The 26,841-nt window shown below is 71.4% G+C and carries 27 protein-coding genes; 10 read left to right on the top strand and 17 right to left on the bottom strand.

Translation table 11 applies throughout. The annotated features are described in order from the left end of the window. Positions 1-138 precede the first annotated feature (138 nt). From N864_RS06825 to N864_RS06800, 7 genes are all read right to left on the bottom strand, one after another. Entirely contained in the window at positions 139-918 is a 780-nt protein-coding gene (locus N864_RS06825) for a ParA family protein (protein WP_034714901.1), read from the bottom strand. A gap of 12 nt (positions 919-930) precedes the next feature. Next, entirely contained in the window at positions 931-1,779 is an 849-nt protein-coding gene (locus tag N864_RS06820; protein WP_240474243.1) for a RecB family exonuclease, read from the bottom strand. Positions 1,780-1,788: 9 nt separating this feature from the next. Next, on the bottom strand, positions 1,789-2,403 hold the full coding sequence (locus tag N864_RS24580; protein WP_034714900.1) for a MarC family protein: 615 nt from the start codon (positions 2,401-2,403) through the stop codon (positions 1,789-1,791). Then, positions 2,400-3,266, bottom strand: a complete 867-nt coding sequence (locus N864_RS06810) for a PHP domain-containing protein (protein ID WP_081793467.1) — start codon at positions 3,264-3,266, stop codon at positions 2,400-2,402. The genes N864_RS24580 and N864_RS06810 overlap by 4 nt, the downstream gene beginning before the upstream one ends. 116 nt (positions 3,267-3,382) lie before the next feature. Continuing rightward, positions 3,383-3,886 carry a hypothetical protein gene (locus tag N864_RS06805; protein ID WP_205620878.1) on the bottom strand — a complete coding sequence of 168 codons (504 nt, stop codon included), beginning with the start codon at positions 3,884-3,886 and terminating at the stop codon, positions 3,383-3,385. Then, on the bottom strand, positions 3,858-4,028 hold the full coding sequence (locus N864_RS25620) for a hypothetical protein (RefSeq protein ID WP_205620877.1): 171 nt from the start codon (positions 4,026-4,028) through the stop codon (positions 3,858-3,860). Before N864_RS25620 ends, N864_RS06805 begins: the two co-directional genes overlap by 29 nt. A gap of 144 nt (positions 4,029-4,172) precedes the next feature. Next, positions 4,173-4,727 (bottom strand): MaoC family dehydratase, encoded by a 555-nt coding sequence (locus N864_RS06800; protein WP_034714896.1) that lies wholly within the window; start codon positions 4,725-4,727, stop codon positions 4,173-4,175. A 111-nt stretch (positions 4,728-4,838) separates the two neighbouring features. Between N864_RS06800 and nadE the strand changes: the two genes are divergently transcribed. Next, the gene (gene nadE, locus N864_RS06795; RefSeq protein ID WP_034714895.1) at positions 4,839-5,678 is read left to right on the top strand and encodes an ammonia-dependent NAD(+) synthetase; all 840 of its coding nucleotides are present in this window, start codon (positions 4,839-4,841) and stop codon (positions 5,676-5,678) included. On the opposite strand, the gene N864_RS06790 is transcribed toward nadE, so the two are convergent. Continuing rightward, positions 5,659-7,137: a threonine/serine exporter family protein gene (locus tag N864_RS06790; protein WP_051518281.1), complete on the bottom strand. Its 1,479-nt coding sequence runs from the start codon at positions 7,135-7,137 to the stop codon at positions 5,659-5,661. The two genes, nadE and N864_RS06790, sit on opposite strands and share 20 nt — an antisense overlap. 140 nt (positions 7,138-7,277) lie before the next feature. On the opposite strand from N864_RS06790, the gene N864_RS06785 reads away from it, so the two are divergent. Further along, positions 7,278-8,855, top strand: coding sequence for an aminopeptidase P family protein (locus N864_RS06785; RefSeq protein WP_240474242.1), 1,578 nt, complete (start codon positions 7,278-7,280; stop codon positions 8,853-8,855). A 93-nt stretch (positions 8,856-8,948) separates the two neighbouring features. Here N864_RS06785 and N864_RS06780 read toward each other — a convergent pair whose 3' ends face one another. The 4 genes from N864_RS06780 to N864_RS06765 form a co-directional block, all read right to left on the bottom strand. Further along, on the bottom strand, positions 8,949-9,590 hold the full coding sequence (locus N864_RS06780) for a YflT domain-containing protein (RefSeq protein ID WP_240474241.1): 642 nt from the start codon (positions 9,588-9,590) through the stop codon (positions 8,949-8,951). Between the two features lie 52 nt (positions 9,591-9,642). Next, positions 9,643-10,839, bottom strand: a complete 1,197-nt coding sequence (locus tag N864_RS06775; protein ID WP_034714891.1) for an acyl-CoA dehydrogenase family protein — start codon at positions 10,837-10,839, stop codon at positions 9,643-9,645. A gap of 134 nt (positions 10,840-10,973) precedes the next feature. Next, positions 10,974-11,852, bottom strand: coding sequence for a caspase family protein (locus N864_RS06770; RefSeq protein WP_034714888.1), 879 nt, complete (start codon positions 11,850-11,852; stop codon positions 10,974-10,976). A 37-nt stretch (positions 11,853-11,889) separates the two neighbouring features. Further along, complete coding sequence (locus tag N864_RS06765; RefSeq protein WP_034714886.1) at positions 11,890-15,222, bottom strand: CHAT domain-containing protein; 3,333 nt, start codon at positions 15,220-15,222, stop codon at positions 11,890-11,892. Between the two features lie 242 nt (positions 15,223-15,464). Between N864_RS06765 and N864_RS06760 the strand changes: the two genes are divergently transcribed. Then, positions 15,465-16,328, top strand: coding sequence for a serine protein kinase RIO (locus N864_RS06760; protein WP_051518280.1), 864 nt, complete (start codon positions 15,465-15,467; stop codon positions 16,326-16,328). A gap of 19 nt (positions 16,329-16,347) precedes the next feature. Here N864_RS06760 and N864_RS06755 read toward each other — a convergent pair whose 3' ends face one another. From N864_RS06755 to N864_RS06745, 3 genes are read right to left on the bottom strand one after another with little or no spacing between them, the layout of a single operon-like run. Continuing rightward, entirely contained in the window at positions 16,348-16,992 is a 645-nt protein-coding gene (locus N864_RS06755) for a nitroreductase family protein (protein WP_051518279.1), read from the bottom strand. Next, entirely contained in the window at positions 16,992-18,401 is a 1,410-nt protein-coding gene (gene proS, locus N864_RS06750; protein ID WP_034714884.1) for a proline--tRNA ligase, read from the bottom strand. The genes N864_RS06755 and proS overlap by 1 nt, the downstream gene beginning before the upstream one ends. Positions 18,402-18,452: 51 nt before the next feature. Continuing rightward, positions 18,453-19,247: a hypothetical protein gene (locus tag N864_RS06745; RefSeq protein ID WP_081793465.1), complete on the bottom strand. Its 795-nt coding sequence runs from the start codon at positions 19,245-19,247 to the stop codon at positions 18,453-18,455. Between the two features lie 278 nt (positions 19,248-19,525). On the opposite strand from N864_RS06745, the gene N864_RS06740 reads away from it, so the two are divergent. From N864_RS06740 to sigJ, 3 genes are read left to right on the top strand one after another with little or no spacing between them, the layout of a single operon-like run. Next, positions 19,526-19,903, top strand: coding sequence for a carboxymuconolactone decarboxylase family protein (locus N864_RS06740; protein ID WP_205620876.1), 378 nt, complete (start codon positions 19,526-19,528; stop codon positions 19,901-19,903). Further along, positions 19,900-20,085 carry a carboxymuconolactone decarboxylase family protein gene (locus N864_RS25615; RefSeq protein ID WP_205620875.1) on the top strand — a complete coding sequence of 62 codons (186 nt, stop codon included), beginning with the start codon at positions 19,900-19,902 and terminating at the stop codon, positions 20,083-20,085. The genes N864_RS06740 and N864_RS25615 overlap by 4 nt, the downstream gene beginning before the upstream one ends. After that, a complete protein-coding gene (gene sigJ, locus N864_RS06735) occupies positions 20,082-20,972 on the top strand; it encodes an RNA polymerase sigma factor SigJ (RefSeq protein WP_034714882.1) in 891 nt (296 codons plus the stop codon). The genes N864_RS25615 and sigJ overlap by 4 nt, the downstream gene beginning before the upstream one ends. A gap of 85 nt (positions 20,973-21,057) precedes the next feature. Here the strand turns inward: sigJ and N864_RS06730 are convergent, their stop codons facing one another. Both N864_RS06730 and N864_RS06725 read right to left on the bottom strand, forming a co-directional pair. Next, positions 21,058-21,963 (bottom strand): HpcH/HpaI aldolase/citrate lyase family protein, encoded by a 906-nt coding sequence (locus tag N864_RS06730; RefSeq protein ID WP_276203093.1) that lies wholly within the window; start codon positions 21,961-21,963, stop codon positions 21,058-21,060. A 43-nt stretch (positions 21,964-22,006) separates the two neighbouring features. Beyond that, positions 22,007-23,059 carry an HpcH/HpaI aldolase/citrate lyase family protein gene (locus N864_RS06725; protein ID WP_034714880.1) on the bottom strand — a complete coding sequence of 351 codons (1,053 nt, stop codon included), beginning with the start codon at positions 23,057-23,059 and terminating at the stop codon, positions 22,007-22,009. A gap of 88 nt (positions 23,060-23,147) precedes the next feature. Between N864_RS06725 and N864_RS06720 the strand changes: the two genes are divergently transcribed. From N864_RS06720 to N864_RS06705, 4 genes are all read left to right on the top strand, one after another. Then, positions 23,148-23,666, top strand: coding sequence for a hypothetical protein (locus N864_RS06720; RefSeq protein ID WP_034714878.1), 519 nt, complete (start codon positions 23,148-23,150; stop codon positions 23,664-23,666). Between the two features lie 20 nt (positions 23,667-23,686). After that, positions 23,687-24,991, top strand: coding sequence for a magnesium transporter MgtE N-terminal domain-containing protein (locus N864_RS06715; protein ID WP_034714876.1), 1,305 nt, complete (start codon positions 23,687-23,689; stop codon positions 24,989-24,991). After that, positions 24,988-25,530, top strand: a complete 543-nt coding sequence (locus tag N864_RS06710) for a DUF1003 domain-containing protein (protein ID WP_034714874.1) — start codon at positions 24,988-24,990, stop codon at positions 25,528-25,530. Before N864_RS06715 ends, N864_RS06710 begins: the two co-directional genes overlap by 4 nt. Positions 25,531-25,663: 133 nt before the next feature. Beyond that, on the top strand, positions 25,664-26,806 hold the full coding sequence (locus N864_RS06705; protein ID WP_034714873.1) for an Mrp/NBP35 family ATP-binding protein: 1,143 nt from the start codon (positions 25,664-25,666) through the stop codon (positions 26,804-26,806). Positions 26,807-26,841: the final 35 nt, after the last annotated feature.

The raw sequence follows: 26,841 nt of genomic DNA, 5'->3' as shown, positions 1-26,841 counted from the left end.
CGGCGTGGCGGTCAGGGTCGCCCCGGGTCGGCCGCGAGCGCCCCGAGCACCGAGGCGCAGTGACCTTCGGCACGGGTGGGCCGACGGCCCACCCGTGCAGCTGGGCGTGGCCCCAGGCAGTGCCCCCGACGGGCAAGGTCAGAGTCGCCGGAGCAGGACCTCGGCGACCTGGCGGTAGGCCTGGGCGCCCTTGGAGCTGCCGGCCGTCGCGAGGATGGAGCGACCCACGGCCGGCGCCTCGGCAAACCGGACCGTCTTGGGGATGGGCGGCTCGAGCACGGGCAGCTCGTAGCGCTCCCCCACGTCGGCCAGCACCTCGCGGGCGTGGCGGCTGCGGCCGTCGAAGAGGGTCGGCAGCACGCCCCAGACCTCGAGGTCGCGGTTGAGGATCTTCTGGACGTCCGCGACGGTGTCGAGCAGCTGACCGACGCCGCGGTGGCTCAGCATCTCGCACGGCATGGGGATGATGAGCCCGTCGGCCGCGGTGAGCGCGTTGAGGGTGATGACACCCAGGCTCGGCGCGCAGTCGAGCAGGATGACGTCGTAGGCCGCCCGGCTCCCCTCGAGGGCCGTGCGCAGGACGTACTCGCGTCCTGGGCGCGGCAGCAGCATCGCCTCGGCCCCCGCGAGGTCGATGACCGACGGCACGAGGTCGAAGCCGTCGTCGCAGTGGATCACGGCCCCCTCGACCTCCACCGCGCCGAGCAGCACCTCGTTGACGGACGTCTCCAGGGCGTCGGGATCGACGCCGAGCGAGAACGTCAGGCAGGCCTGGGGGTCGAGGTCGACGAGGAGGACCCTCTTGCCGCGCTCGGCGAGCGCGGCACCGAGTGAGGCGACCGAGGTCGTCTTGGCGACACCGCCCTTCTGGTTGGCCAGGGCGATGACGCGGGCGCCGGATGACGTGCTGGGTGCCATGGGCCCAGTGTGTCAGGTGCCGGTCTCGAGGCCCGCCCAGTCGGACTTCTCCGGGCCCATCCGCTGCCCCTCCTCGCAGTGCGCCCGGTAGTCGCACCACGGACACATCGCGGAGGGGCGAGCCGGGAACCGGGGCGACTCGGTCCCCTGCTCGCGGAACTCGGCGTCGGCGGTGCGCAGGTCGCGGGCGATCGACTCTGCCTCCGCGAGCTTGCGCTGCAGCGACTCGGGCGTGTGCTCGTGGGCGACGACGTTGCCGGTCGGGATGTGGTGCAGCTCGACGCGGAAGCAGGGCCGCCGCATGGTGCGGCTCGCGCCGGCGGCGTAGAGCGCGAGGGGCAGTGACGTGCGGGCATCGGTCTCGGTGGGCTCGTGCCGCCCCGTCTTGTAGTCGACAACGACGAGCTCCCCGTCCCGGGCGTCGAGGCGGTCGATGCGGCCGGTGACGGCGATCGAGTCGGTGCGCAGCGACACACTCCGCTCGATGCCGAGCGGTTGCTGGTGCCGGTCGATGCCCCGCAGGTAGTTCGTGACACCGTCGCGAACCTTGAGCCGCCACGTCGCCGACTGCTCGGCATCACGGAAGCCGACGTCGATCCAGCTCGTCCGCACGAGGGCGGCCACCCCGGCCGGGGTCCGGTCGGCGTGAGGCAGATCCCAGAAGTCGCGCAGCGCGTTGTGCGTCGCGATGCCGACGGAGGTGTGCGCCCGCTGCGCTCGGGCGGCCGGACGCGGCCGGTCGAGGTACTGCATCCGGTAGCGGCGGGGGCAGTCGAGCCAGGCGAGCAGCCGGGAGGGCGAGGCCGTGTAGAGCGGCGTCGGCATCCCCGCGAAGGTCTGCTGCTCGGGCTGGGTGGTCACGGGCTCACCCTAGGAGGTGGTGGTGACAAAGGTGCGGATGGCGCCCGCGATCATCTCGACGGCAATGGCCGACAGGAGCAGGCCGGCGATGCGGGTCAGCAGCATCGTCCCGCTCTCGCCGAGGACCCGCCGGAGGGCCCCGGCGAAGCGCATCGCGAGGTAGACCACGACGATGGCGCCGAGCAGCGCGGCCCCGACGGAGAGGTAGCCGCCCGGGCCCGAGGCGCCCTGCACTGCGACCATCGTCGCGACGATGGCCCCCGGACCGGCCAGCATCGGCGTGCCGAGCGGGACCATCGCGACGTTCACGCCGACGTCGCGCTGCGCCCCCGACTCGCGCCCCATCAGCAGCTGGAGGGCGATCAGCAGGAGCAGCAGACCGCCCGCCGCCTGCAGTGCCGCGATGGAGATGTGCAGGTAGTCGAGGATCTGCTGGCCGAAGATCGCGAACATCGCGATGACGAGCACCGCCACACCGGCGGCGCGCAACGCGGCGTTGTTGCGCTGCGCGGGCGTCAGCGACCCCGTCAGGGCAAGGAAGACGGGCACGATGCCCGGCGGGTCGAGGATGACGATGAGGGTGATGAACGTGGACAGGAAGAGCGTGAGGTCGAGTCCGCTCACGGGCGGACCACTTCGGTGATCCCGCTCGACTGCTTGATGATCGCCTCGAGCACCTCGGGCCGCGTCGTGTTCTCGCCGAGACGGTTCTGCTTGCCCGTGCCGTGGTAGTCGCTCGACCCGGTCAGCAGCAGGCCGAGGTCCCGGCCGAGGCGCTCGGCGCGCGCGACCTCCTCCGGGCCGTGGTCGCGGTGGTAGGCCTCGAGCCCCGCGAGGCCGGCGTCGGCCAGCTCCTCGACGAACGAGTCGGGAATGCTCGAGCCCCGGGTGCGGGTGAACGGGTGCGCGATGACCGGCACTCCCCCGGCGGCCCGGACGAGGCGCACCGCCCGGGCCGGCTCGATGGCGTAGTGATGGACGTAGTAGGGCGACGACTCGTTGAGCCAGTCGACGAAGGCCTCGTCGCGGTGCTGGATCACCCCGGACTCGATGAGCGCGTCGGCGATGTGCGGGCGCCCCGGTGTGGCGCCCCGGGCGACGTGCCTCAGCACCTGCTCGTAGGAGATCGGGATCCCGTCGGCCACCATGCGCTCGACCATCCGCTCCAGCCGGGTCGCCCTCGATTCCCGCGCGCGGGTCAGCTCCTCGGTGAGCCCCGGGTCGGCCGGGTCCGTGAGGTAGCCCAGCAGGTGCAGCGAGGAGGAGAAGTAGTGGCAGGAGATCTCGATCCCCTTGACGAGCGTGAGCCCCTGCGCCTGCGCCGCCTCGTCCGCCTCGGCCCATCCACCGACGGTGTCGTGGTCGGTGATCCCCAGGACGTCGACTCCCACGGCGACGGCGGCAGCGACGAGCTCGGCAGGCGTGTCCGTGCCGTCGCTCACGGTGGAGTGCGTGTGCAGGTCGATGATCGGCTCGCGGGGCGTCACGAGCCAAGCCTAGGGGCGCCGACCACCCACGACGCACCACGCCGCAAACCCACCACTCGCAGGCCCACCACGCCGCAACACACCGAGCAGTCGTCAACGCACGACGGGTATTTCCGTCACGGGGTGGCCACTGCTCGGCGTGTTGCGGGGTCGAGGACTGCGGGCGAGACGAGCTGACGCGCGGCGCGGACCCGGCTGCCGATCCGAGCCGGTCGGTCGAGGTCTCTCCAGATGACCCGCTCGACCGGATGACCCCGGCGCCGGATGGCATCCTCCCGCCGCTTCTCCAGCCACACCGCCTCGCCGGCGTCCCTCCCGGAGTCGCCGTTGGCGTCCGCGGCGGACGATCGCCGGGCCGGTCGCACCACCACGACGCCGAGCCGTTCGACGACGCCGGCCCCCGACACCGGATGGACCCACAGCCCGCATCGGTTCACCGTTTGGCGGACGTTCGACACAACGTCGACGCGCGTCGGATCGTGGCCGAACAGCGGCAGTCCGTGCGCGGCCAGGGCTGCGTGGTGGCTCAGCGCGTCGCCCGGCCGGGTGTGCACCGTGGCGAGTGCCGTCAGCAGGTAGCGGCCGTCCTGGTCAGCCGCGTCCCAGGCGCCACGCGCCACATACGCGCCGCGTCGCACCCGGACGACCGCCCCGGCGCAGGGCCGCCCGCAGCTCGAGCGGGTCAACGCCACGGGCGAGGGCTTGGGTGCTCGAGAACGCACCGGCCTGTTCGCCGGCCAACGCCTGAAGTCGGTTGTCCATGGGAGCAGGGTGAGCGGCATACGGCCGTCCGGACAGGCTCGGCCCCGCGCCTGTGGACAGGTGCGCGCGCACCAGCCCCCTGTGGACGGTCCCCTTCCCCGGGCAACACCCCGAGCAGGTGCCACCGCACGACGGGTATTTCCGTCAGGAGTTGGCGTCTGCTCGGTGTGTTGCGGGGTCGCCGGGCCAGTTCTTGTCCGGTTGGGGCACCGGGCGACCCGGCTGCTCACCGCCGCGGGCCTCGAGGTAGCTCTGCTTCGGCACCATCACCTTGCGCCGGAAGATGCAGACGACCTTGCCGTCCTGGTTGTAGCCGATCGTCTCGACGTGCACGACGCCCCGGTCGTCCTTGCTCCTGCTCTCCCACTTGTCGAGCACCCGGGTCTCTCCGTAGATCGTGTCGCCGTGGAAGGTCGGCGCGACGTGGCGCAGCGACTCGACCTCGAGGTTGGCGATGGCCTTCCCCGAGACGTCGGCCACCGACATGCCGAGCAGGAGCGAGTAGACGTAGTTGCCGACGACGACGTTCCTGCCGAACTGCGTCGTCTCCTCGGCGTAGTGGGCATCCATGTGGAGCGGGTGGTGGTTCATCGTCAGCAGGCAGAAGAGGTGGTCGTCGTACTCCGTGACCGTCTTGCCGGGCCAGTGCTTGTAGACCGCTCCGACCTCGAACTCCTCATAGCTGCGCCCGAACTGCATGCCTACTCCTCACCTGCGAAACAGAACGGTCCCAGCGTGCCCGAGTGAGCGGCATACGGACATGGCGGTCCGCCGTGTGCTTCCTCACGCCGGCGGGGGTACCGTCCCCCCGTGACCACGGACAAGCAGCAGGAGATCATCGCCGCGATCGGCGTCCAGCCCACCATTGAGCCGGCGCAGGAGGCCGAGCGGCGGATCGCGTTCCTCGCCTCCTACCTGCTCCGCACGAACGCCCGGGGCTACGTGCTCGGGATCAGCGGCGGGGTCGACTCGACGACGGCCGGGCGACTCGCGCAGCTCGCGTGCGAGCGGGTCCGCGAGCAGGGCGGGGACGCGACGTTCGTCGCCATGCGCCTGCCGTATGGCGTGCAGGCCGACGAGCAGGACGCCCGGGCGGCGCTCGACTTCCTTGCCGCCGACGAGGTCGTCACCGTCAACATCAAGTCGGCGACCGACGCGCTCTTCGAGGAGGTCGACAAGGGGACGATCGACTTCACCGCGGCAGGTCTGCCGGACAACTGGGCCGACTTCCAGAAGGGCAACGTCAAGGCCCGCGAGCGGATGATCGCCCAGTACCTCGTCGCCGGCGCCCGCCGGATGCTCGTGCTCGGCACGGACCAGGCCGCCGAGGCGGTCGTCGGGTTCTTCACGAAGTTCGGCGACGGGGCCTGCGACCTGGTGCCGCTCGCCGGCCTGACGAAGCGACAGGTCCGGGCGGTCGCCGCCCACCTCGGGGCACCCCAGTCCCTCGTCAACAAGGTCCCGACGGCCGACCTCGAGGACAACAAGCCGCTCAACCCGGACGAGGCGGCACTCGGCGTGTCCTACCAGGCGGTCGACGACTACCTCGAGGGCAAGGACGTGTCCGACGCGGACCGGGCCACGATCGAGGGCTGGTACGACCGCACGATGCACAAGCGGTCGCAGCCGATCACCCCTCGCGACGTGTGAGCTCCGAGCGCGGGTCGAGCCCGGCCGCGTCGACCGTGGGCATCTCACCGGTGTCGGACAGGGCCGGCCGCTCCGGCCGCTGCACCGGGTCGTGCGGCACCACGGCTCCGGCCGGGACGGCGAGGCGCTGCCCGAACCGTCGGGCGAGCACGAGACCGGCGAAGTAGGTGCCGAGGGACACCCCGGCCGCGAGGGCGAGGCCCTGGCCGAACGCCCCGGCGAGCGTCGGCAGGCCGGCGTTGATGCCCGCCCCCGACGGCTCCGAGACGACCTGCGAGATTCCTTGGTAGACGGCCCGGCCGGGCAGCATCGGCACGATCGCCGCGGTCGTGACCGCCAGCGCCGACACGTCGAGCCGGCGCGCGAGCAGGCGCGCGACGAAGCCGATGATGAGCGAGGCGCCCGCCGACGCCGTCGTCGGCCCGAGCCCGAGGTCCTCGATGGCGCCGAGGGCGAGCCAGCCGCCGGCCCCGGCCAGTCCGGCCAGGGTGGCTGCCCGGCCGCTGGCATACGCGCCGATGGCGAACGCGAGGGAGATGATCGCGGCGCACACGACCTGGATGCGCAGGTCGTCGGTGAGCCGGGTGAACGGGGTGATGGCGATGGGATACCCGAGCCGTTGCCCCACGGCGAGCACGACGGTGACGCCGGTCGCGATGCCGAGGGAGAGCACCACGACCTCGAAGGCGCGGGCGGCCGCGGTCACGTAGTAGCCGGACAGGGCGTCCTCCCCGGAGCCGACGACGGACAGCCCGGACAGGAGCAGGACGATGCCGGCGGCGACGATGAGCGAGGGCGACACGTCCTGCAGGCTCGTCACCCCTTTCGACTGCGCGACGACGACCAGCGTCGCCGCGACGGTCGGGATGGCCGCCCCGACGACCTGGGAGAAGAACGAGGCGACCCCGACCCGCCCCAGCCAGTCGAGGACGCGGCTGATGATCGCGGCGCTGACGAAGGTCGCCCCGATGATGAGCCAGCCGCCGCCGATGAGGCCGGCGACGGCGGCGGCGAGGACGGCGCCGGCCGCGGTGACGACCCACCGCCGGTAGGGATGCGGCGCGCTGATCACCGCGTCGACCCGCACCCGCGCCTCCGCCGGGTCGATCGGCTCGGCGACGAGCTCGACGATGAGGGAGCGGAGCCGCTCGAGCCGCGTGTAGTCCTGCACCCGGAACCGCACGATGCGCAGCACGGTCATGGGGTCCGCGTCCGGGCCCCGGTGATAGGACACCGTCACCGACGTGTAGCTGACGTCGACGTGGACCGATCGCAGCCCGTAGGCGTTCGTCAGCATGAGCACCGTGCCCGTGACGTCCGCGGCCGCGGCCCCCGTCGAGAGCATCGCGACGCCGGCCCGCATGGCCAGGTCGATGACGGCCTGCGCGGTCTGGCGGTCGACGCCGTCCGGCGACGTCCAGACCGGTATCTCGTCGGTGGGGGGTCCGCTCGGTCGCATGACGCGACGCGTGCTCGCCCTGAGGCTCGAACGCCCGAGCCGGGCGCTCGACGGTCGGCCGGAGCTGTCCCAACGTGCCACGGGCGCCACCCTAATGCGCTCGCGAAATCGGATTGCGGACGCGTGCGACGATGGGGGGCGTGACCAGTGAAGAGCAGAAGAAGTCCGAGAACCGCCCCCGCCCCACGACGGACGAGTTCCGTGCGTTCGTCGCGCGCGGCTGGGCCCCGCGCAGCGGGGGGCGCCCCGCGCGTGCCGAGGTCGCCGAGTATGCCGCTCAGCGTCGTGCCGTGGTCAGCGCCCAGTTCCCGGGTGAGCGCCTGGTCGTCCCGGCCGGCGGCCTCAAGGTCCGCAGCAACGACTGCGACTACGTCTTCCGCCCTCACAGCGCCTTCGCCCACCTGTCCGGCCTGGGCAGCGACCGCGAGCCGGACGCCGTGCTCGTCCTCGAGCCGAAGGCCGGCCCGGGTGGTGCCGGCCACGAGGCGGTGCTCTACTTCCGTCCGCTCGCCGGCCGCGACACCGAGGAGTTCTTCGGCGACGCGCGCTACGGCGAGTTCTGGGTCGGGGCCCGTCCGACGATCGAGGACGTCGAGGCGGAGCTCGGCATCACCGCCCGCCACATCGACGAGCTGCGCGACGCCCTCGCCAAGGACGCCGGCGTCACCCGGCTCCGCGTGCTCCGTGAGGCCGACCCGCAGGTCACCGCGCTGGTCGACGAGGTCCGCCACGAGTCCGGCGGCAGCGCCATCGACGGCGACCGGTCCGACACGGCGGCCGACGCCACCGCGACGTCGGAGACGGGGGCGGCCGCGGTCGCCGACGAGGAGCAGAAGAGCCCCGACGACGAGCTCGCGACGTTCCTGTCCACGCTGCGCATGGTCAAGGACGCGTGGGAGGTCGAGCAGATGCGCTCGGCCATCGAGGGCACGCAGCGCGGCTTCGAGGCCGTCATCGGCGACCTGCCGGAGGCGGTCCGCCGCGGGCGCGGGGAGCGCTGGGTCGAAGGAGTCTTCGGCCTCCACGCCCGGCACCACGGCAACGGAGTCGGCTACGACTCGATCTGTGCCAGCGGTGACCACGCCAACACGCTGCACTGGATCAAGAACACCGGCGAGGTTCGCGAGGGCGACCTGCTGCTGCTCGACGCCGGGGTGGAGGTCGACTCGCTCTACACCGCGGACGTGACCCGCACCCTGCCGGTGAGCGGCACCTTCACCGACGCCCAGCGCGAGATCTACGACGCGGTGTTCGCCGCGCAGGAGGCCGGCATTGCGGCGGCCCGGCCGGGCAACAGGTTCAGCGACATCCACGACGCGGCGATCCGCGTCATCGCCGAGCACCTGCACAAGTGGGGCCTGCTCCCCGAGGGCGTCGACGTCGAGGGCACGCTCGACAAGGAGCACGGCCAGTACCACCGCCGCTGGATGGTGCACGGCACGAGCCACCATCTCGGCATCGATGTGCACGACTGCGCCCTGGCGACGCGCGAGGACTACATGGATGCCGAGCTCAAGCCGGGGATGATCCTCACCGTCGAGCCCGGCCTCTACTTCAAGGCCGACGACGAGCTGGCGCCCGAGCGGTTCCGGGGCAACGGTGTCCGGATCGAGGACGACGTGCTCATCACCGAGGACGGCAACGTGAACCTCTCCGCCTCGATGCCACGCACCAGCGGCGAGGTCGAGGCCTGGATCCGTGAGGTCCAGTCCCGCTGATCACCTGACGTCGAGAGGCCGGCCCCGCGATGGGACCGGCCTCTCGTCGTCTGCCTGTGTGCCGCCCGGTCAGGTCCGCTCGCTGTCGGGCTCTCAGGGGGCGTCGCGGTTCACCGGCGGCGGGGGCGGCGGCACCGACCCGGGATGCTCCGGCCGGGGGTAGCGGTCGGCGTCCGACGACGTGACGGGCTCGCCCGCGGCGCCGGCCGGTGGGACGTAGACGGCCTGGCCCTGACCGTGGATGCCGGCTTCGGTGAGGATGTCCCGGCCCTGCTGCGCGAACTTGTGCTCGACGAACACCTCGTACTTCGTGGCGACGACCTGGCTCACCGACTGGAAGTCACGCGTCCCCCGCGTGAACGCATAGCCGATGACCGACCAGATGAGGCCGAACAGGGCGCCGTAGAGCGCGCAGGAGATGAGCAGGGCGAACGCGCTCTCCTGCCGGTTGAACAGGGCGAAGATGAGCCCGACGAACAGGCCGAGCCACAGGCCCGAGAGCACTCCGGCGAGGATCACGCGGCCCCACGTCAGCCGGGCCGTCACCCGCTCGAGCTGCTTGAGGTCGGTGCCGACGATGAGGCAGTTCTGGACGGGGAAGCCCTTGTCCGAGAGGGTGTCGACGGCCCGCTGGGCCTCCTCGTACTTGTCGAAGACACCGAGCGACATCGGGTAGTCGAGAGACAGCGTCGCGAATCCTGGCCGCTGCCCTGGGCCCTTCGGTTGCATGCTCATGCACTCCATCCTTGCACGCGAGGGGTGCCCGGACCGGGAGACTGCGGCACGCTCAGCCCTTGAGCTTGTAGTCCTCGACGAGCCGGCGGCCGATGATCATCCGCTGGATGTCGGCGGTGCCCTCGCCGATGAGGAGCATCGGCGCCTCCCGGTAGAGCCGCTCGATCTCGTACTCCTTGGAGTAGCCGTAGCCGCCGTGGATCCGGAACGAGTCCTCGACGACCTGCGCGCAGTTCTCCGAGGCGAGGTACTTGGCCATGCCCGCCTCGAGGTCGTTGCGCTCGCCGGAGTCCTTCTTGCGGGCGGCCTTGACCATCATCTCGTGGGCCGCCTCGACCTTGACCGCCATGTCGGCGAGCCGGAAGAGGACGGCCTGGTGGTCGACGATCTTCTTGCCGAAGGTCTCGCGCTGCTGGGCATAGGCGATGCCGAGCTCGAACGCGCGCCGCGCGACGCCGCAGCCGCGCGCCGCGACGTTGACGCGACCCACCTCGACGCCGTCCATCATCTGGTAGAAGCCGCGACCCGGTTCGCCGCCGAGGATCTGCGCATCGCTCGTCCGGTGGCCCGCGAGGACGAGCTCGGTCGTGTCGACACCCTTGTAGCCCATCTTCTCGATCTTGCCGGGCACCGTGACGCCCTGCGCCGTCTCACCGAAGCCGGACTCCTTCTCGATGAGGAAGGTCGTCATGTTGCGGTAGACCGAGTCGGCGCCGGTGTCGGTCTTGACGAGGACGGCGACGAGGTTGGCGGAGCCGCCGTTCGTGAGCCACATCTTCTGTCCGTTGATGACCCACTCGTCACCCTCGCGCACGGCCTTGGTCTTGATGGCCGACACGTCGGAGCCGCAGCCGGGCTCGCTCATCGAGAACGCACCGCGGATCTCGCCGGTCGCCATCCGGGGCAGGTAGCGCTGCTTCTGCTCCTCGGTGCCGTGCTGGAGCAGCATGTAGGCGACGATGAAGTGGGTGTTGATGATTCCGCTGACGCTCATCCAGCCGCGCGCGATCTCCTCGACGCAGAGCGCGTAGGTGAGCAGTGACTCGCCCAGGCCGCCGTACTCCTCGGGGATCATCAGCCCGAAGATCCCCATCTCCTTCATCCCGTCGACGATCGCCTGCGGGTACTCGTCCTTGTGCTCGAGGTCGGTGGCGACCGGGATGATCTGCTCGTCGACGAATTCCCGCACGAGCTTGATCAGCTCGCTCTGCTCCTCGGTGAGGCCGTCGGTCTGCTGGAGACGGGACATGCGCGAACGCTCCCTTGCTCGTCGGTGCGGGTCAACAAGCAAGGAGTATGCCGCTCAGCGTGCTCCCCGACAGTATCCGCGTCGTGTGAGCACCCCCACCTGTAACGCTCGTCACCCGTCCGTCGCGGCTCGCCTCACCACGTCGCGCCGAACCCGGTCCGCTTCGCTGCGCCCGGTCCTTCGAGCGTGGCTCGCTGGTCGAAGTTCTCGGCCTTGAGCCCAGCGGTCACCGCGGTCAGCAGCTTCGCGCGCGTCCCCTCCGGCTGGTCCTTGAGCGACTTGAGGAAGAGGTAGGTGAAGGCCCCGTTGGACCGCCCTCCGAAGGTGGCGTCGGCAGCCGTCTGTGCAGGCTTGCATGCCGCGAAGAGGACCGGGCGGCTCTTCGTCGACCTCGACCGGGCGAGCTCGGCCAGCGCCTGGTGGTCCGCGCCGTTCTGACTCGGCCTGGGCGCGCTCGAGATCTCGATCGACCGGGTCAGGCCGCGCCGCGTCGGAGGCGGCAGGTAGCGGGGACGTCGGCCGATGAGCAGGTCGTGTGCGAGCTGGTCGATCCGCCGCAGACCGGTGCCGCTGTGGCACGTGTCGAGGAGCACCTCGACGAGCACGCCCTTGGGGATGTGGCTGAAGAGGTCGCGCAGCTCGTCATCGATGATGACCGTGTCGGGGTCCCACTGGTCGCCCTTCGGCGCGATGTCGTGGCAGGCGAAGGCCTCGTCGAGGTGGTCGACCTTCTCGTCGCCGTCGACGTCGGGGACCTGTGTCCCGTGGCTGGAGAAGGAGAAGAAGACGTGGTCGCCCTCCTTCGCGCTGTGCACGAGGTCGGTGAGCCGCCCGAGGACCCGCTCCTTCGTCGCGTCCCCGTCGACGAGGACGGTCGTGTCCGCCTTCTTGAAGCCGCGCTTGCGCAGGGTCGCGGCGATGTCCTCCGCGTCGTTGGCACATCCCGACAACCAACTGCTCATGGGCAGGTGGGCGAACTCGTTGATGCCGACGCACAGTGCCTTCTGGCCCATGATGCGCTCCTTGTCTGTTGGTGAATCCCTGTGTTCGTCAAAGGGTTTCGAGCGTGGCGTCCGGCCGTGCGTAGACGACGTACGCGAGCCACGTCGCGTCACCGGCCTTGCGCGCCCGCTCCCGCGCGCGGACGGTCGCGAGGCCGACCGGAGTGCCGGAGAGCAGCTCGTCGTAGAAGGTCTCGACGAAGGTCCGGGCCGGCTGGTCCCCGACGGACCACAGGCTCGAGATGAACGCCGAGGCACCGGCGTCGAGGAACGCCTTCGCGAAACCGCCCAGGGTGGAGAGCTGCTCGCCCCCACGCCCGACCTGGCAGGCGTTGAGCACGACCATGGGGCCGGAGCCGGGCTTGCTCCAGCGTCCGTTCTCGGTGACGTTCGTCGCGGTGAGGTACTGAGGCAGCACGGACTTGCCGCGCTTGCGGCCCCGGAGCAGCACCTTGGCGTCGAAGATGTCCGCCGAGTCCGCAAGGCCGTGACCCGCGAAATGGAGCAGGTCGAAGTCTCCCCGGCGGAGCAGTCGGCGGACGTCGGTCGGTGTCGCGTTGACCGGGATGGCGCCGAACTTCGCAGCGAGGAACTCCGCCTCGAGGCCGGTCTCCGCGAGGGCGAAGGCCGGGTCGAGGTAGTCCGGGCAGAGCGAGCGGACGTGGCCCTCCCTCGCCCGGAGCGTCTTGGGCGGGAAACCGGTGAACTGCCACCGGACGAGTCCGTGCTGGGCGAGGAAGCGGGGCGCCTTCTGGCGCGGGCCCACTGGCGGCTTGAGGTGGACCAGCTCCCAGGGCATGTACGGCTCGTCGGCGTGGACAAGCAGGTCGGTGATCCGGTTGCGGTGCTTCCACAGCAGCGCCTGCATGTCCTGTGGGAAGAGCTGCTCGAAGAGGGAGGCGCCGAGGTCCTGGATCTCGGCCAGGAAGGCCGAGGGACGGTCACCCAGCTCGAGCCATGCGTCCTCGACGCGACGCAGCAGCGCCCGGACGAAGCCGGCCCGGTCGTGCAGCGGCGGCGAGGCGAACCGCTGGACGGGGCCGCCCTGCTCGAGCCGCAGGGCGTACTCGTAGACGACGTCGTCGCCCTGCTCGGTCTCGAAGATCTCGAGGCACGGCAGTCCCTCGAGCTCGGGTGCGTCGATGCCGAGCGGAGTGCGCGCTGTCACCGTCGCCGGCCCCACCAGGGCGGTCGGGACCGCTGCGGGCGCCGTGGCGTCCGCGCAGAGGCGCAGCGTGCCGATCGGCACGGTGCCCTGCCGGACCACGACGCTGAGCTCGACCGGCCCCGGACGGCGCGGCCGGACCCGGAAGACGAGCTCGGACGTGCCACCACCGGGTGGAAGGGCGAAGACGTCGCTGTCCGCACCGATCACCTCGGCGTTGCGTTTGCCGACGACCCGGACCGTCAGCGGCCGGCTCTCGTCGACGGACACGACGGCGCCGTCGTGGGCCGTGCCTGCGGTGGGCGCGATCGCGTTGCGGGAGAGCCGGACCCGGAGGTCAGCCGGCTCCTCGGGGACCATCAGGGCCGGCATCTCGGCCGCCAGGTGCGCCTCCACCGGTGCCACGGCAGGCGGCGTCGGCACCGGCGGCGCGGACGGAGCTGGCGGCGGCGGGGAGGGAGCCGGCGGCGGCACGGTCCGCTCGCGGGCCGGCGCGAGATCGCGCGAGGGCGGCACGAGGACGTCCGGCAGCTCGAGGTCCGCCTCGGCGGGGGGCAGAGAGTCCACCGGCGGCTCGGCACCAACCTCGGGCGATTCGGCACCGACCTCGGGCGGTTCGGCGCCCACCGCGGGCGGCTCTGCGTGGGCCCCGTGGGGCAGCAGCCACCGCTCGAACTGCGCGACGACCCGGTCCTGGCCGAAGTAGTTGCTGTGGAAGACGACGTCGTTGGTGCCGAGCGCGAGCTCGTCCGCGACGAACCCCCCGGTCGGCAGGCCGATCGCGGACATCGAGGCGGTGTCGACGACGAGGTCGTTGTCGGCCTTGAAGAGCTGGTCGACGAAGCCCTCCTTGAGCTTCACCGCGAGCTCGCGCGGGAACTCCGGCGGGTTGTGGCTGTCGTCGAGGAGCGAGACGTGGAAGTTCGACGAGACGACGAACCAGCTGGTGCCGGGAGCCGGCTGTCCCGGCTGCTCCTTGTTGATCTCGGTGACGAAGGCCCTGCCGGGCATCATCGCCGCGAGCCCCGGCACGCCGTGCTTGTCCCCGGCGTAGGAGACGAGGTACTTGACGAAGGCGGCGATCCCCTGGACGACACCGCCGACGATGGCGGCCGCCGGGGCGGCACCCGGCAGCAGGCCGAGTCCGCGCGCCGCCGCCGACGCGAGGTTGGTGTAGAGGTCGACGAGGTCGGACCACCGTTCGGGGTCGGCGAGGTGGGTGCCGGCGTTCGTCGCGGCGACGAAGACGATCCGGTCGACCCGGCCGGGCCAGGCCGACCCGGGCAGCTCGTACTCGACGAGGCTGCGGGTCGTGAGGCCGCCGCGGCTGTGCGTGATGATGTCGACGACGAACTCCGCCTCCGGATGGTGCGCGCTGAGTCGGCGCAGCAGGTCCTCGGCGTTCTGGCGGGGGTCGACGCTGAGGGTGATGTGGTCGTAACCCAGCACAGCGTCATACCGCTCGATGGCTCGCGCGAGGAAGGTGCGGCCCGAGTCGGTCACCGTCAGGGCGCCGAAGCCGCCTGCCGTCGACGAGAAGGTGCCGTGGACGAAGAGCAGGACCCGCTGCGGCCGGTCGGTGGGCAGGTGCAGTTCGTCCAGGGTCTCGACCCGGTGCCAGTCCGCGATGTCGGGCGAGGTGAGGTGGAGCAGGCCCGGCTGGACATGCTTCTCGAGCAGGTCGATGGCCTTGTCGACGACGAACGGGGCGGCGAAGCGGAGCACGATCGCCTGGGCGGCCCCTTGGATGATGCTGCCGAGCAGGCCCCGGGTGCGCCGCCCCGGCGCGTCCGCCCGCACCTCCGGCTGGGCGGCCGGTGCCGGCCGGACGTCGATCTCGAAGTGCCGAGTGCTGGGCCCCCGGTCGATGGAGCGGCTGCGGCCGGCCGGGATGACGGGCAGGTGCCACGAATACACGCCGTCCTGCTCGAAGAGGACGACCGCGTCCTCGTCGGTGGACACGTCGACATCGAGGGACAGGCTGCGGGTGGGGGCGTCCGCCTCGCCGAGCGCCCGGCTTCGCACGGGCGCCACGTCGACGCTCTGGACGTGCTCGAAGCCGTTGTCGCCCAGCGCCTGCAGCAGCGCGTCCTTGCTCGCTTGCGTCTCGTAGCCCGGCTCGCCCGGCAGCGCCCGGGTGCGGGCCGCCGGCCTCGCGTCGTAGGAGCTCGGGTGCTCGACGCGCACCGCGCCCCCGGCGAACGACCTCACTGGCATCTACGGCTCCCTCCGACGAGTCCGAGTCACCCCTGACATCACGGTAGAGGCGCGAGTCGTCCGGTTGATACCGATTCAGCGAAGTCGACCGGCGCCGAAATTCGGTTGTCTCAAGCGCGGTCGACCGGAGAGGCTGGTCGCGAGCAGCCGGCCAGTGGGGCCGGCGCCGACTCCGAGGAGGTCGACATGTCCATCACGGTCACGGGCGTCACCGCCCACACCTCGACAACCTTGGAGTTCCCTTGTCACGCAGCACCTTTGAATCACACGACGACACCCTGAGCAGCGGCGGCCACGCCGTCGACACCGAGCCGGACGCTCCGCCCGAGGGCGAGCGCTGGTCGACGTGGGACGGCGCGAGCCACGGGCCGACGCCCCGGCCCGACTGGGTGATCACCGACCTCGGCGCCGTCGAGTCCGACCTCGGCATCCTCAAGACGGGCAAGGAGGCGGACGTCCACCTCGTCCGACGCTGGCTCCCGGCCGACCGCGAGCGCGACGTGCTCATGGCGGCGAAGCGCTACCGCTCGACGGACCACCGCCTCTTCCACCGGGACGCCGGCTACCTGGAGGGCCGTCGGGTCCGCAAGTCCCGCGAGATGCGGGCGATGCGAACCCGGACGGCGTTCGGCAAGCAGATGATCAGCGGGATGTGGGCGTTCACGGAGTTCGACACGCTCACGACCCTCTGGCGGGAGGGGCTGCCGGTGCCCTATCCGGTGCAGCTGACCGAATCGGAGATGCTGATGGAGTTCATCGGCACCCCCGACGGGGCGGCAGCGCCCCGGCTCGTGCAGGCGCGACCCGCGCCGGACCTGCTGGCCGACCTCTTCGAGCAGCTGCGGTCTGCCCTCACGTCCCTCGCCGAGCTGGGCTGGGCGCACGGCGACCTCTCGCCGTACAACGTCCTCTTGGACGGCGAGCGGCTCGTCATCATCGACTGGCCGCAGGTCGTCGACGTCATCGGCAACCCGCACGGGTTCGACTTCCTCGAGCGGGATGCGCGCAACATGACCGACTGGTTCACCCGACGCGGGCTCGAGGTTGAGGCGGAGGAGTTCTTCGGCGACCTCGCGGCCGCGGCCGCCGGCGCCGCCCGCTGGTAGCCGTCTCGAGGAAAGGTGACTAGCGCTCGGCGAGGAAGTCGGCGGCGTGGCCGAAGCTGCCGGAGTGCACGAACGCCTCGAGTGGCAGACGTTCACGCGGGAGGCGGGAGCGCTGCTGGACCCAGCCGGGCAGCGACGCCTCCTCGCCGTGCGTCGCCGGCAGCCCGAGCGCGATCCCGGTCGTGGCGGCCCAGTGCGGCGGCACCTCGAACGCCTCGTTGGCAGCCCGATGATCGAAGCCACCGAACTGGCGCACCTGCAGGCCCATCGACCGCGCTTGCACGGTGATGTGGGCGACCGCCTGCCCGAGGTCGAACATCGCGTAGTCCGAGTAGGCGATCTCGTGGTCGAAGTCGGTCGCGACCTGGTGCAGCGTGATGATGATGACCGAGGCGGCCGGCGCCCAGGCCTGGTTCGCGGCGGAGAGAACCTGCACGATCTTGCGGTGCGTCTCGTCGCCGCGCCGCCCCACGATGAACCCCCAGGGCTGGGAGTTGCCCGCCGACGGCGCCCAGCGAGCGGCCTCGAGGATCGCGCGGAGGTCGGCCGCCGGGATGACGTGCTCGCGGTCGTAGACCATGACGCTCTCGCGCTGCCGCAGCAGCTGTGTCAGCGTGTCGGGCGGCGGGTCCGCCGACGGCACGGGCGGTGTCGACCCCGGCATCAGTAGGCCCGGCCCACCACGGCGAGCACCCCGTCGGCATCCTCGCTCGCCGGCACGCTCCCGTCGGGCATCGTCAGGCACCGCACCGTGATCCCCGACGCAGCGAGCTTGCCCTCACCGTCGACCCCGAGAACCGACCACGGGATCGTCGCCCACCCGGAGCGCGCCGCCTCGGCCGCCTCGTCGATGCTGGCCGCAGCGACGGTGCGCGACTCGCGGAAAGCGAGGGCGGCGTCATACAGGGCCTGCTGGTCCTCGGCGAGCTGGGACGGCACGGCGTCGCGCACCTGGCCCAGCGGCATACTGCGCTTGGACCCGTCGAAGCGGCGCACGAGGACGACGGACCCCTCGGCGAGGTCACGGGGCCCGACCTCGACGCGCAAGGGGATGCCCTTGAGCTCGGCGTCGACCGCGCGGCGTCCGAACGGCGTGTCGACGCGGTCATCGAGCTCCGCCCGCACCCCGAGCTTGACGAGGTCGGCCACGAGCGCGCGGGCCGCCTCGAGGACGCCCTCTCCCGCCTTGACGACCGTGACGAGCACCTGGACGGGAGCCACCCGCGGCGGCACCCGCAGCCCCTGGTCGTCGCCGTGCGTCATGATCAGGCCGCCGACCATCCGCGTCGAGCTGCCCCACGACGTCGTCCACGCGTGCTCCTCGACACCCTCGTCGGAGAGGTAGCGGATGTCGAAGGCCTTGGCGAAGTTCTGCCCGAGCTCGTGCGACGTGCCCATCTGCAGAGCCTTGCCGTCGCGCATCATCGCTTCCAGGGCAAGGGTGTTCGTCGCGCCGGCGAACCGCTCCGCCGCCGTCTTGCGGCCCAGCACTGAGGGGATCGCGAGCAGCTCGCGCATGAAGGCGTCATAGACATCGACGTGGATCCGCTCCGCGTAGGCCCGCGCGTCCTCCTCGGAGACGTGGGCGGTGTGCCCCTCCTGCCAGAGGAACTCGCTGGTGCGCAGGAAGAGCCGAGGCCGCAGCTCCCAGCGCACGACGTTGGCCCACTGGTTGAGCAGCAGCGGCAGGTCGCGATAGCTCTGCACCCACTTGGCCATGTACTCGCCGATGACGGTCTCGGACGTGGGGCGGACCACGACGGGCTCCTCAAGCTCCTTGCCGCCCGCGTGCGTCACGACGGCCAGCTCGGGGCTGAACCCCTCGACGTGCTCGGCCTCGCGCTTGAGGTACGACTCGGGGATGAAGAGCGGGAAGTACGCGTTGCGGGCGCCGGCGGCCTTGATCCGGCCGTCCATGTCGGCCTGCATCCGCTCCCAGATTGCATAGCCGTACGGCCGGATCACCATGGTGCCGCGCACCGGGCCGTTGTCGGCGAGCTCCGCCTTGGCGATGACGTCCTGGTACCAGCGGGGGAAGTCCTCCGACTGCGGGGTGAGCACGCGCTTGGCCATGCGCTCGATCCTACGGGCGCGGCGGCGCCCAGCCCGGTGGGGTGTTCGGGCTCACGCCGCGCGCAGGGTCGGCAGGAGGAAGGCGCGCCAGCCCTCGACGCCGTCGTCGATGGCGTGCTGGCCGCCGTGGTCGGCGATGACCTTGGCCGTCGCGTCGCGGGTGGCCGTGTCGAGGTGCCCGGTGATCTCGACCCCGGCCCGGCCCCACACGTGGCGGCACATGGCCTGCACCGCCTGCACCTGCACCTCCGAGCGAGGAATGAGCCGCGGAGCGCCGGTGGGCCCGAACCGTCCGGTGTCGACGTGGATGTGGTTGCTGTGGTTCGAGTCGTAGAGGTAGGTCACGACGTCCGCGAACTCCAGGTGCAGACCGGCGGCGAGCTGCCAGTAGAGCCGCAGCCGGGTGCGCACCTCGGCTGCGGTGTCGTCGCGCCACTTGTCGTAGCGCGCCGAGACGAGGTCCTTGCCCTTGGCGCGCAGCCGGGCGACGTCGAACGCCTCACCAGAGCCATGCCACGACCCCTCCGCGCCGGGCGTCCATGCGCCGAACGACCGCACCTCGTCCGGCCGCTGCCCGGTCTCCTTGAGATGGGTCGCGTACCACCGCTCCAGCCGGGTCCGGAACGCTGTCGTCACGTAGTAGGCGGTCGGCTGTCCGTCCACCTCGTAGACGTATGCCGCTCCGCCGACTTTCGTGTGCGTCTGCAGCTCCGTGGACTCCACCGCCACCGGGCTCGCGTGCACCTCCGGCGTCATCGTGACGGGCACCGCCGTGTCACCGCCGCCGAGGACGGCGGTCCCGGCCCCCAGCACCGTCGCGGCGCCGAGCACGCCGAAGGTGAGCATGCCCCTGCGCGTGAGCTTCAGCGGTGCCTCGGCATGACCCGGTTCGCGCGGCTGACGCGGACGCGAGGGTGGGGAGCCCGCGCGGGAGCGGATCGGCGACGGGCGGTTGGGCACGGGGCACAGTGTGGCCGCAATCGAGCCGCGATGCAGCACCCTCCCGCGGCGTGTCCACGGTGCTGCCCCGGGCGCGTCCCGCCGCGCGGGCCGCTGATGTCACATTTCTCGGCATTCCCGTGTCCTCATCCATGACCCACCCGAACCGAGCCCGGAGGACCGACATGACCACCACCGCCCGCATCCCGCTCGAGCACCCCGACACCCTCTTCACTCGGGCCGTCACCTGGTGGAGCAGACGCCGGTTCGGTGCCATGCTCGAGCCGGGACTCGCCCTCATGCACCATCGTCGGGTGTTCCTGTCGACGGGGCGGTTCGAGCTGAGCGTCGAGCGGTGGGGGTCCCTCGACCCCGAGCTGAAGGACCTCGCCGTCGCCGCCGTTTCCGCGCAGATCGGCTGCAGCTGGTGCATGGACTTCGGCTACTACCTGGCACGGAACCGGGGCATGGCCGCGGCCAAGCTGGAGCACCTGGCGAACTGGCGCTCGAGCGACGTCTACTCCCCGCTGGAGCGCCGCGTCTCGGGTACGCAGAGGCGATGACCGCGACGCCGCCGGAGGTCACCGACGAGATGGTCGCCGGCCTGCGTCTCGAGCTGACCGACGAGCAGCTCGTGGAGCTCACTGCGATGATCTCCCTCGAGAACCAGCGCTCCCGGACGAACTCCGCTCTCGGGCTGACCAGCCAGGGCTTCAAGGACCACTGTGAGGTAGCCGCCAGATGACCGCCGACGCGACCACGACCTTCGAGGCCCATCGGCGGCTCCTCGTCGGCGCGGCCTACCGGATCCTCGGCTCGCACGCCGACGCGGAGGACGTGGTGCAGGAGGCGTGGATCCGATGGAACGGGGTCGACCCCGAGACGGTCGACGACGCTCCCGCCTACCTGCTCACCGTCACCTCCAGGCTGGCGCTCAACCGCCTGCGTCAGCTCCGCGCCCGACGGGAGAGCTACGTCGGGCCGTGGCTGCCGGAACCAGTCGCCACGGGGCCGGCCGTCGACGGTGCCGACGCTGCGGTGCTCGCCGACGAGGTGTCGATGGCGCTGCTCATCGTCCTCGAGTCGCTCAGCCCGCTCGAGCGCGCGGCCTTCGTCCTCGGCGACGTCTTCGGGATGCCGTCGGCCGAGGTCGGCCGGGCGCTCGACCGGTCACCCGCCGCGGTCCGGCAGCTCCTGCGCCGGGCCCGCTCCCACGTCGAGGCACGCCGGCCACGGCAGGCGGTCGAGGCTCCGCGCCACCGCGCCGTCGTCGAGCGGTTCGTCACGGCGGCCGGGCAGGGTGACGTCGAGGGGCTGCTCGCCGTGCTGTCCCCCGATGTCACCCTCGTGACGGACGGCGGCGGCGTCCGGCGCGCCGCCCTGCGACCGATCCACACGGCGGACAAGGTCGCACGCTGGCTCTTGGGCGTGCTCACCACCCCCGAGGCCGCGACGCTGACGTACGAGTTCCGTGAGGTCAACGGCGAGCTCGCCGTCGTCACCTCGGGGCCGGACGGCACGGACGCCGTCTACTTCTTCACCGTCGAGGACGACCGGATCATCGAGGTGCACGCCGTCCGCAACCCGCAGAAGCTGACCGCCGTGCCACCGCGACAATCCAGCCCGGGCTGAAAAAGCGAGGCCGACAGGCAGGGAACGCCTCGACAATCCAGCCACGGCTGGATTGTCGAGGCACGGCGCACGACACGCTGAGGAGTCAGGCGGTGCGAGCGGCGATGGCCTCGGCCGTGGCGAGCACCTTGCGAGCCGTGTCGACGTGGAGGTTCTCGATCATCCGGCCGTTCACGGTCACGACGCCGCGGCCCTCAGCCTGCGCCGACTCGAAGGCCGCGATGATCTCGCGGGCGTTCGCGACCTCGTCCTCGCTCGGCGCGAAGGCGGCGTTGCAGGCGTCGACCTGACCCGGGTGGATCAGCGTCTTGCCGTCGAAGCCGAGCTCGCGGCCCTGCCGACACTCGGCGGCGAACCCGTCGGCGTCCTTGACGTGGTTGAAGACGCCGTCGACGATCGCGATGCCGGCCGCCCGGGCACCGAGGATCGCCAGCTGCAGGCTGCTCTGGATCGGGGCGCGGCCGGGCACGTGCTCCGCGCCGAGCTCCTTGACGAGGTCGTTGGTGCCCATGACGAAGACGGCGAGCCGGTCGGACGCGCGGGCGATCTCCTCGGCGTGCAGGATCGCGACCGGCGTCTCGATCATCGCCCAGAGCTTCGTGTGCTCCGGCGCGCCGGCCGCCTCCATCGCCGCGACGAGCTGGCGCACCTCGTCGGCGGAGTTGACCTTCGGGACGACGATCCCGTCCGGGCCCGCAGCAGACGCAGCCGCGAGGTCGGCGTCATGCCACTGCGTCCCGATGCCGTTCACCCGAATCGTCAGTTCGCGGTTGCCATAGTCGCCCGACTTCGCTGCAGCGCAAGCGTTCTCGCGCGCCTGCTCCTTCGCGTCGGGGGCAACGGCGTCCTCGAGGTCGAGGATGAGCGCGTCGACGGCCAGCGTCTTGGCCTTCTCGAGGGCGCGCTCGTTCGAGCTCGGCATGTAGAGCACGGACCGCCGCGGGCGGTAGCCGCCGTATGCCGCTGGGTTGGCCTGGGACTGGGCGCTCACTCGAGTGCACCTTTCGTCGAGAAGTGGGAGAGCGGCATACGGATCACTGCCGGTAGAGCTCGGCGAGCTCTGGATCCGTCTGCGAGAGACGCTCGGCGAGCTCGAGGATGACGAGGCACTGCTTCAGCGACGCGTCGTCCTCCATCTTGCCGTCGAGCATGACGGCACCCGTGCCGTCGCCCATGGACTCCTTGACCCGCCGCGCGTGGGCGACGTCGTCCGCGGACGGTGAGAAGACGCGCTTGGCGATGTCGATCTGGGCCGGGTGTAACGACCAGGCGCCGACGCAGCCGAGCAGGAAGGCGTTGCGGAACTGGTCCTCGCAGCCGACGACATCCTTGATGTCGCCGAACGGCCCGTAGTAGGGGAAGATCCCGTTTGCCGCGCACGCGTCGACCATCCGCGCAATGGTGTAGTGCCAGAGATCCTGCTGGTAGGTGGCGCGACCGGCGTGGACGTCACCGCCGACGGCGTCCTGCCGGACGAGGTAGCCCGGGTGCCCACCGCCGACCCGTGTCGTCTTCATCCGGCGATCCGCTGCGAGGTCCGCCGGCCCGAGCGAGACGCCCTGCATCCGTGGGCTCGCTCCCGCGATCTCCTCGACGTTGACCATGCCGCGCGCCGTCTCGAGGATGGCGTGCACGAGGATCGGCCGGGTCAGGCCGACGCGCGCCTCGAGCTGGGCGAGGAGCCGGTCGACGTAGTGGATGTCCTCGGCGCCCTGCACCTTCGGGACCATGATGACGTCGAGCTTGTCGCCGATCTCGGTGACGAGCGTCGTGAGGTCGTCGAGCACCCATGGGCTGTCGAGAGCGTTGACCCGCGTCCACAGCTGAGTGTGCTCGCCGAAGTCGGTGGACCTGGCGATCGCGACGAGGCCGGCGCGCGCCGCCTCCTTGCGGTCCGCCTTGACCGCGTCCTCGAGGTTGCCGAGCAGGACGTCGACGGTGCCGACCATGGCCGGCACCTTGGCCGCCATCTTCTCGTTGCTCGGGTCGAAGAAGTGGATCATCCGGCTCGGCCTGGCCGGGACCTCGGTCACGGGAGCAGGGGCTCCCACGGCGAGGGGACGGAAGAAGTCCTTGGCGCTGCGCATGCGGGCACGCTAGCAACGGCCGTGCGACCCGCGTTATGACTGACTTCACCTATGACCGAGGTCACGAGCGCGCGGCTAGGGTGGCCCTGTGAGCGACGTGCCGCCCGTCAACGCGAGCGCCCTGCTGGCCGAGGCCCTGTCGAAGTCGGGCCTGCTCTGGGTCGAGGACGCCGACGGCCGCAGCTGGGGAGTCTGGCACGTCTGGGCCGACGACACGGCCTACATCGTGAGCGGCCCGGGCGAGCAGGCCCTCCCCTGGCTCCCCGACGAGGTCCGAATCATCCTGCGCAGCAAGGACACCGGCGGTCGGCTGCTGACGACGCGGGCCCAGGCCACAGTGGTGCCGCCGGGCACCCCCGAGTGGACCACCGCCGCCGAACTGCTCAAGGCGGCCCGGCTCAACGCGATCGACGACAGCCTGACCCGGTGGGCCGAGCAGTGCACGATCACGGCGCTGCGTCCCTTCGACCAGCCGGTCGAGGGACCGGGCCACTACACGGCGACCTCGCACCGGGCCGAACCGGTCGAGACCCCGGCGACGACGACCTCCTGGCGGCCCTGGCACTGGCACGGGCGCCAGCGGCGAGGGACACGCCGCCGCCGGTGAGCACCCTCTAGCCTTGGGGCATGAGTGCGAGCACCCGCGTCTTCGTCGCGCGCCTGACCGGTCTCGCCGTCTTCGACCCGCTCGGCGACCAGGTGGGTCGGGTGCGGGACGTCGTCGTCATGTTCTCGCACACCCGGCCCGAGCCGCGCGTCATCGGCCTGGTCGTCGAGGTCCCCGGGCGACGCCGGGTCTTCCTCCCGATGACCCGCGTCACGTCGATCGACGCCGGCGCCGTCATCACGACGGGCCTGGTCAACATGCGCCGCTTCGAGCAGCGCACCAACGAGACGCTCGTCGCCGCAGAGCTCTTCGACCGGACCGTCCACGTGCGCGGCCCCGAGGCGGAGGCGGCCGACATCTCGACGGCCATCGTCGAGGACCTCGCGATCGAGCAGCGGGCCCGCCGGGACTGGTTCGCCGTCAAGGTGTTCGTCCGCCAGGCCTCGGGCGGGTCGTCGGCCTCCCGGGCCATGTCCCGGCTCACCCGGCGGCGCTCGGGCAAGACGATGCTCGTCGACATCCGCGACGTGACCGGCCTGCACGAGCAGTCCGCGGCGCAGAGCGCGGAGCGGCTGCTCGAGACGTATGACGACCTCAAGGTGGCCGACCTCGCCGAGGTGATCCACGACCTCAACCCCAAGCGCCGCGCCGAGGTCGCAGCGGCCCTCGACGACGAGAAGCTCGCCGACGTCCTCGAGGAGCTGCCCGAGGACGACCAGGTGGAGATCATCGCCGGCCTCGGCACGGAGCGCGCGGCCGACGTCCTCGAGGCCATGGAGCCCGATGACGCGGCCGACCTGCTCGCCGACCTGCCCCCCGACCAGGCCGAGCAGCTGCTCCAGCTGATGGAGCCGGACGAGGCGGCGCCGCTGCGGCGGCTGCTCACCTATGACGAGAACACGGCCGGCGGCATGATGACGACCGAGCCGGTCGTCCTCGCCCCGGAGGCGACGATCGCCGAGGCCCTGGCCATGGTGCGCCGTGAGGAGCTCGCGCCCGCGCTGGCGTCCGTCGTCTACGTGTCGCGGCCCCCGCTCGAGGTGCCGACCGGGCGCTACCTCGGGCTTGTCCACATCCAGCGGCTCCTGCGCGAGCCGCCGCACGCCAGTGTCGGCACGATCATCGACAAGGACGTCGAGCCGCTCGAGGCCAGCGCACCGCTCGGTGTCGTCGCGCGGACGCTCGCCACCTACAACCTCGTCTCGCTGCCCGTCGTCGACGGCGACGGCCGGCTCATCGGCGCCGTGACGGTCGACGACGTGCTCGACCACATACTCCCTGAGGACTGGCGCGAGGAGCGCCATGAGCTGGAGGTGACGCCATGACCGACCAGCCGACGCGCCTCGCGCGACGGAGCGACCGCCTCGACCAGCCACGCGAGCAGCGCGCCACCTTCCTCCCGCGGCTCACGCTCTCGCAAGAGGCCTTCGGCATCCTCTCCGAGAAGTTCGCCCGGTTCATGGGGACCCCCGGCTTCATCATCGGGATGACGGTCTTCTGCGCCGCCTGGCTCGCGTGGAACACCTTCATGCCCGTCGCCCAGCAGTTCGACCCCCGCTCGCAGAACTACACCCTGCTCACCCTGCTCCTGTCGTTGCAGGCGTCCTACGCCGCGCCGCTCATCCTGCTCGCGCAGAACCGGCAGGCGGACCGTGATCGGGTCGGCCTCGAGCAGGACCGCGCCCGCGACGAGCGCAACCTCGCCGACACCGAGTACCTCACCCGCGAGGTCGCCTCGCTGCGCCTCGCTCTTCGCGAGCAGGCGACCCGCGACTTCGTCCGGTCCGAGCTGCGCGACCTGCTGAGCGAGCTCGAGGAGCGCCAGCTGGTCCTCCCCCGCGAGGAGGCCCGTCGGGCCGAGTAGCCCCCGCCGGCCCGGCGCCGCCACGAGGGGTATGCCGCACAGCCGGCTCCGCGGGCGAGCGGGCCTTGGCGTGTGGCGAGGTAGACACCGGGCGCCGCCAGCAGGACGCGGAGCGCGACATACGATGTTGACCATGTCTGCCGCCGCACTACCGAGCCGTGACGACCTGCTCACGGCACTGTCCACCGTCAACGACCCCGAGATCCGCAAGCCGATCACCGAGCTCGGCATGGTCAAGTCGGTCGACATCGACGAGGCCGGGCACGTCGCGGCGACGATCTACCTGACGGTCTCGGGCTGCCCGATGCGCGACACCATCACCAAGGACTCGACCGCCGCCCTCGCCAAGGTCCCCGGCGTGACCGGGGTCGACATCTCGCTCGACGTCATGAGTGACGAGCAGCGGGCCGCCCTGCGCCAGCAGCTGCGCGGCGGGGCCGCCGAGAAGGAGATCCCCTTCGCCAAGCCCGGTTCCCTGACCCGTGTCTACGCCGTCGCATCGGGCAAGGGCGGCGTCGGCAAGTCGTCTGTCACGGTCAACCTCGCCGCCTCGATGGCCGAGCAGGGGCTGCGGGTCGGCGTCGTCGACGCGGACGTCTACGGCTTCTCCGTGCCGCGGATGCTCGGCGTCGAGCACCGGCCCACCCAGGTCGACGACATGATCCTGCCGCCCGTCGCCAACGACGTGAAGGTCATCTCGATCGGCATGTTCGTCCCGGGCAACCAGCCGGTCGTATGGCGCGGACCGATGCTGCACCGGGCGCTGCAGCAGTTCCTCGCCGACGTCTTCTGGGGTGACCTCGACGTCCTGCTGCTCGACCTGCCGCCCGGTACCGGAGACATCGCGATCTCCGTCGCGCAGCTCATCCCCAACGCCGACATCCTCGTCGTGACGACCCCGCAGCAGGCAGCGGCCGAGGTCGCGGAGCGGGCCGGCTCGATCGCGCTGCAGACCCACCAGCGCGTCGTCGGCGTCATCGAGAACATGTCGTGGCTCGAGCTGCCCGACGGCACGCGGCAGGAGATCTTCGGCTCCGGTGGCGGCCAGGCCGTCGCCGACTCGCTGTCGCGCAGCATCGGCGCACCGGTCGAGTTGCTCGGCCAGATCCCGCTTGACACGCGGCTGCGGGAGGGCGGCGACTCCGGCACCCCCGTCGTGCTCGGCGAGCCCGACTCCCCCGCCGGGGTGGCCCTGCGCGGCATCGCACGAGGGCTGGCGCACCGCTCCCGCGGCCTCGCCGGTCGCTCGCTCGGGCTCACCCCCGCCGGGCGCTGACCGACCCCGTCGAGAGGCCACCAACCGTCGAGAGG

Origin of the sequence: Intrasporangium chromatireducens Q5-1, assembly GCF_000576575.1 — a bacterium.
GTDB lineage: Bacteria > Actinomycetota > Actinomycetes > Actinomycetales > Dermatophilaceae > Intrasporangium_A > Intrasporangium_A chromatireducens.
The sequence above is the reverse complement of the archived record's forward strand: the minus strand, read 5'-3'. Positions and strand labels throughout refer to the sequence as shown.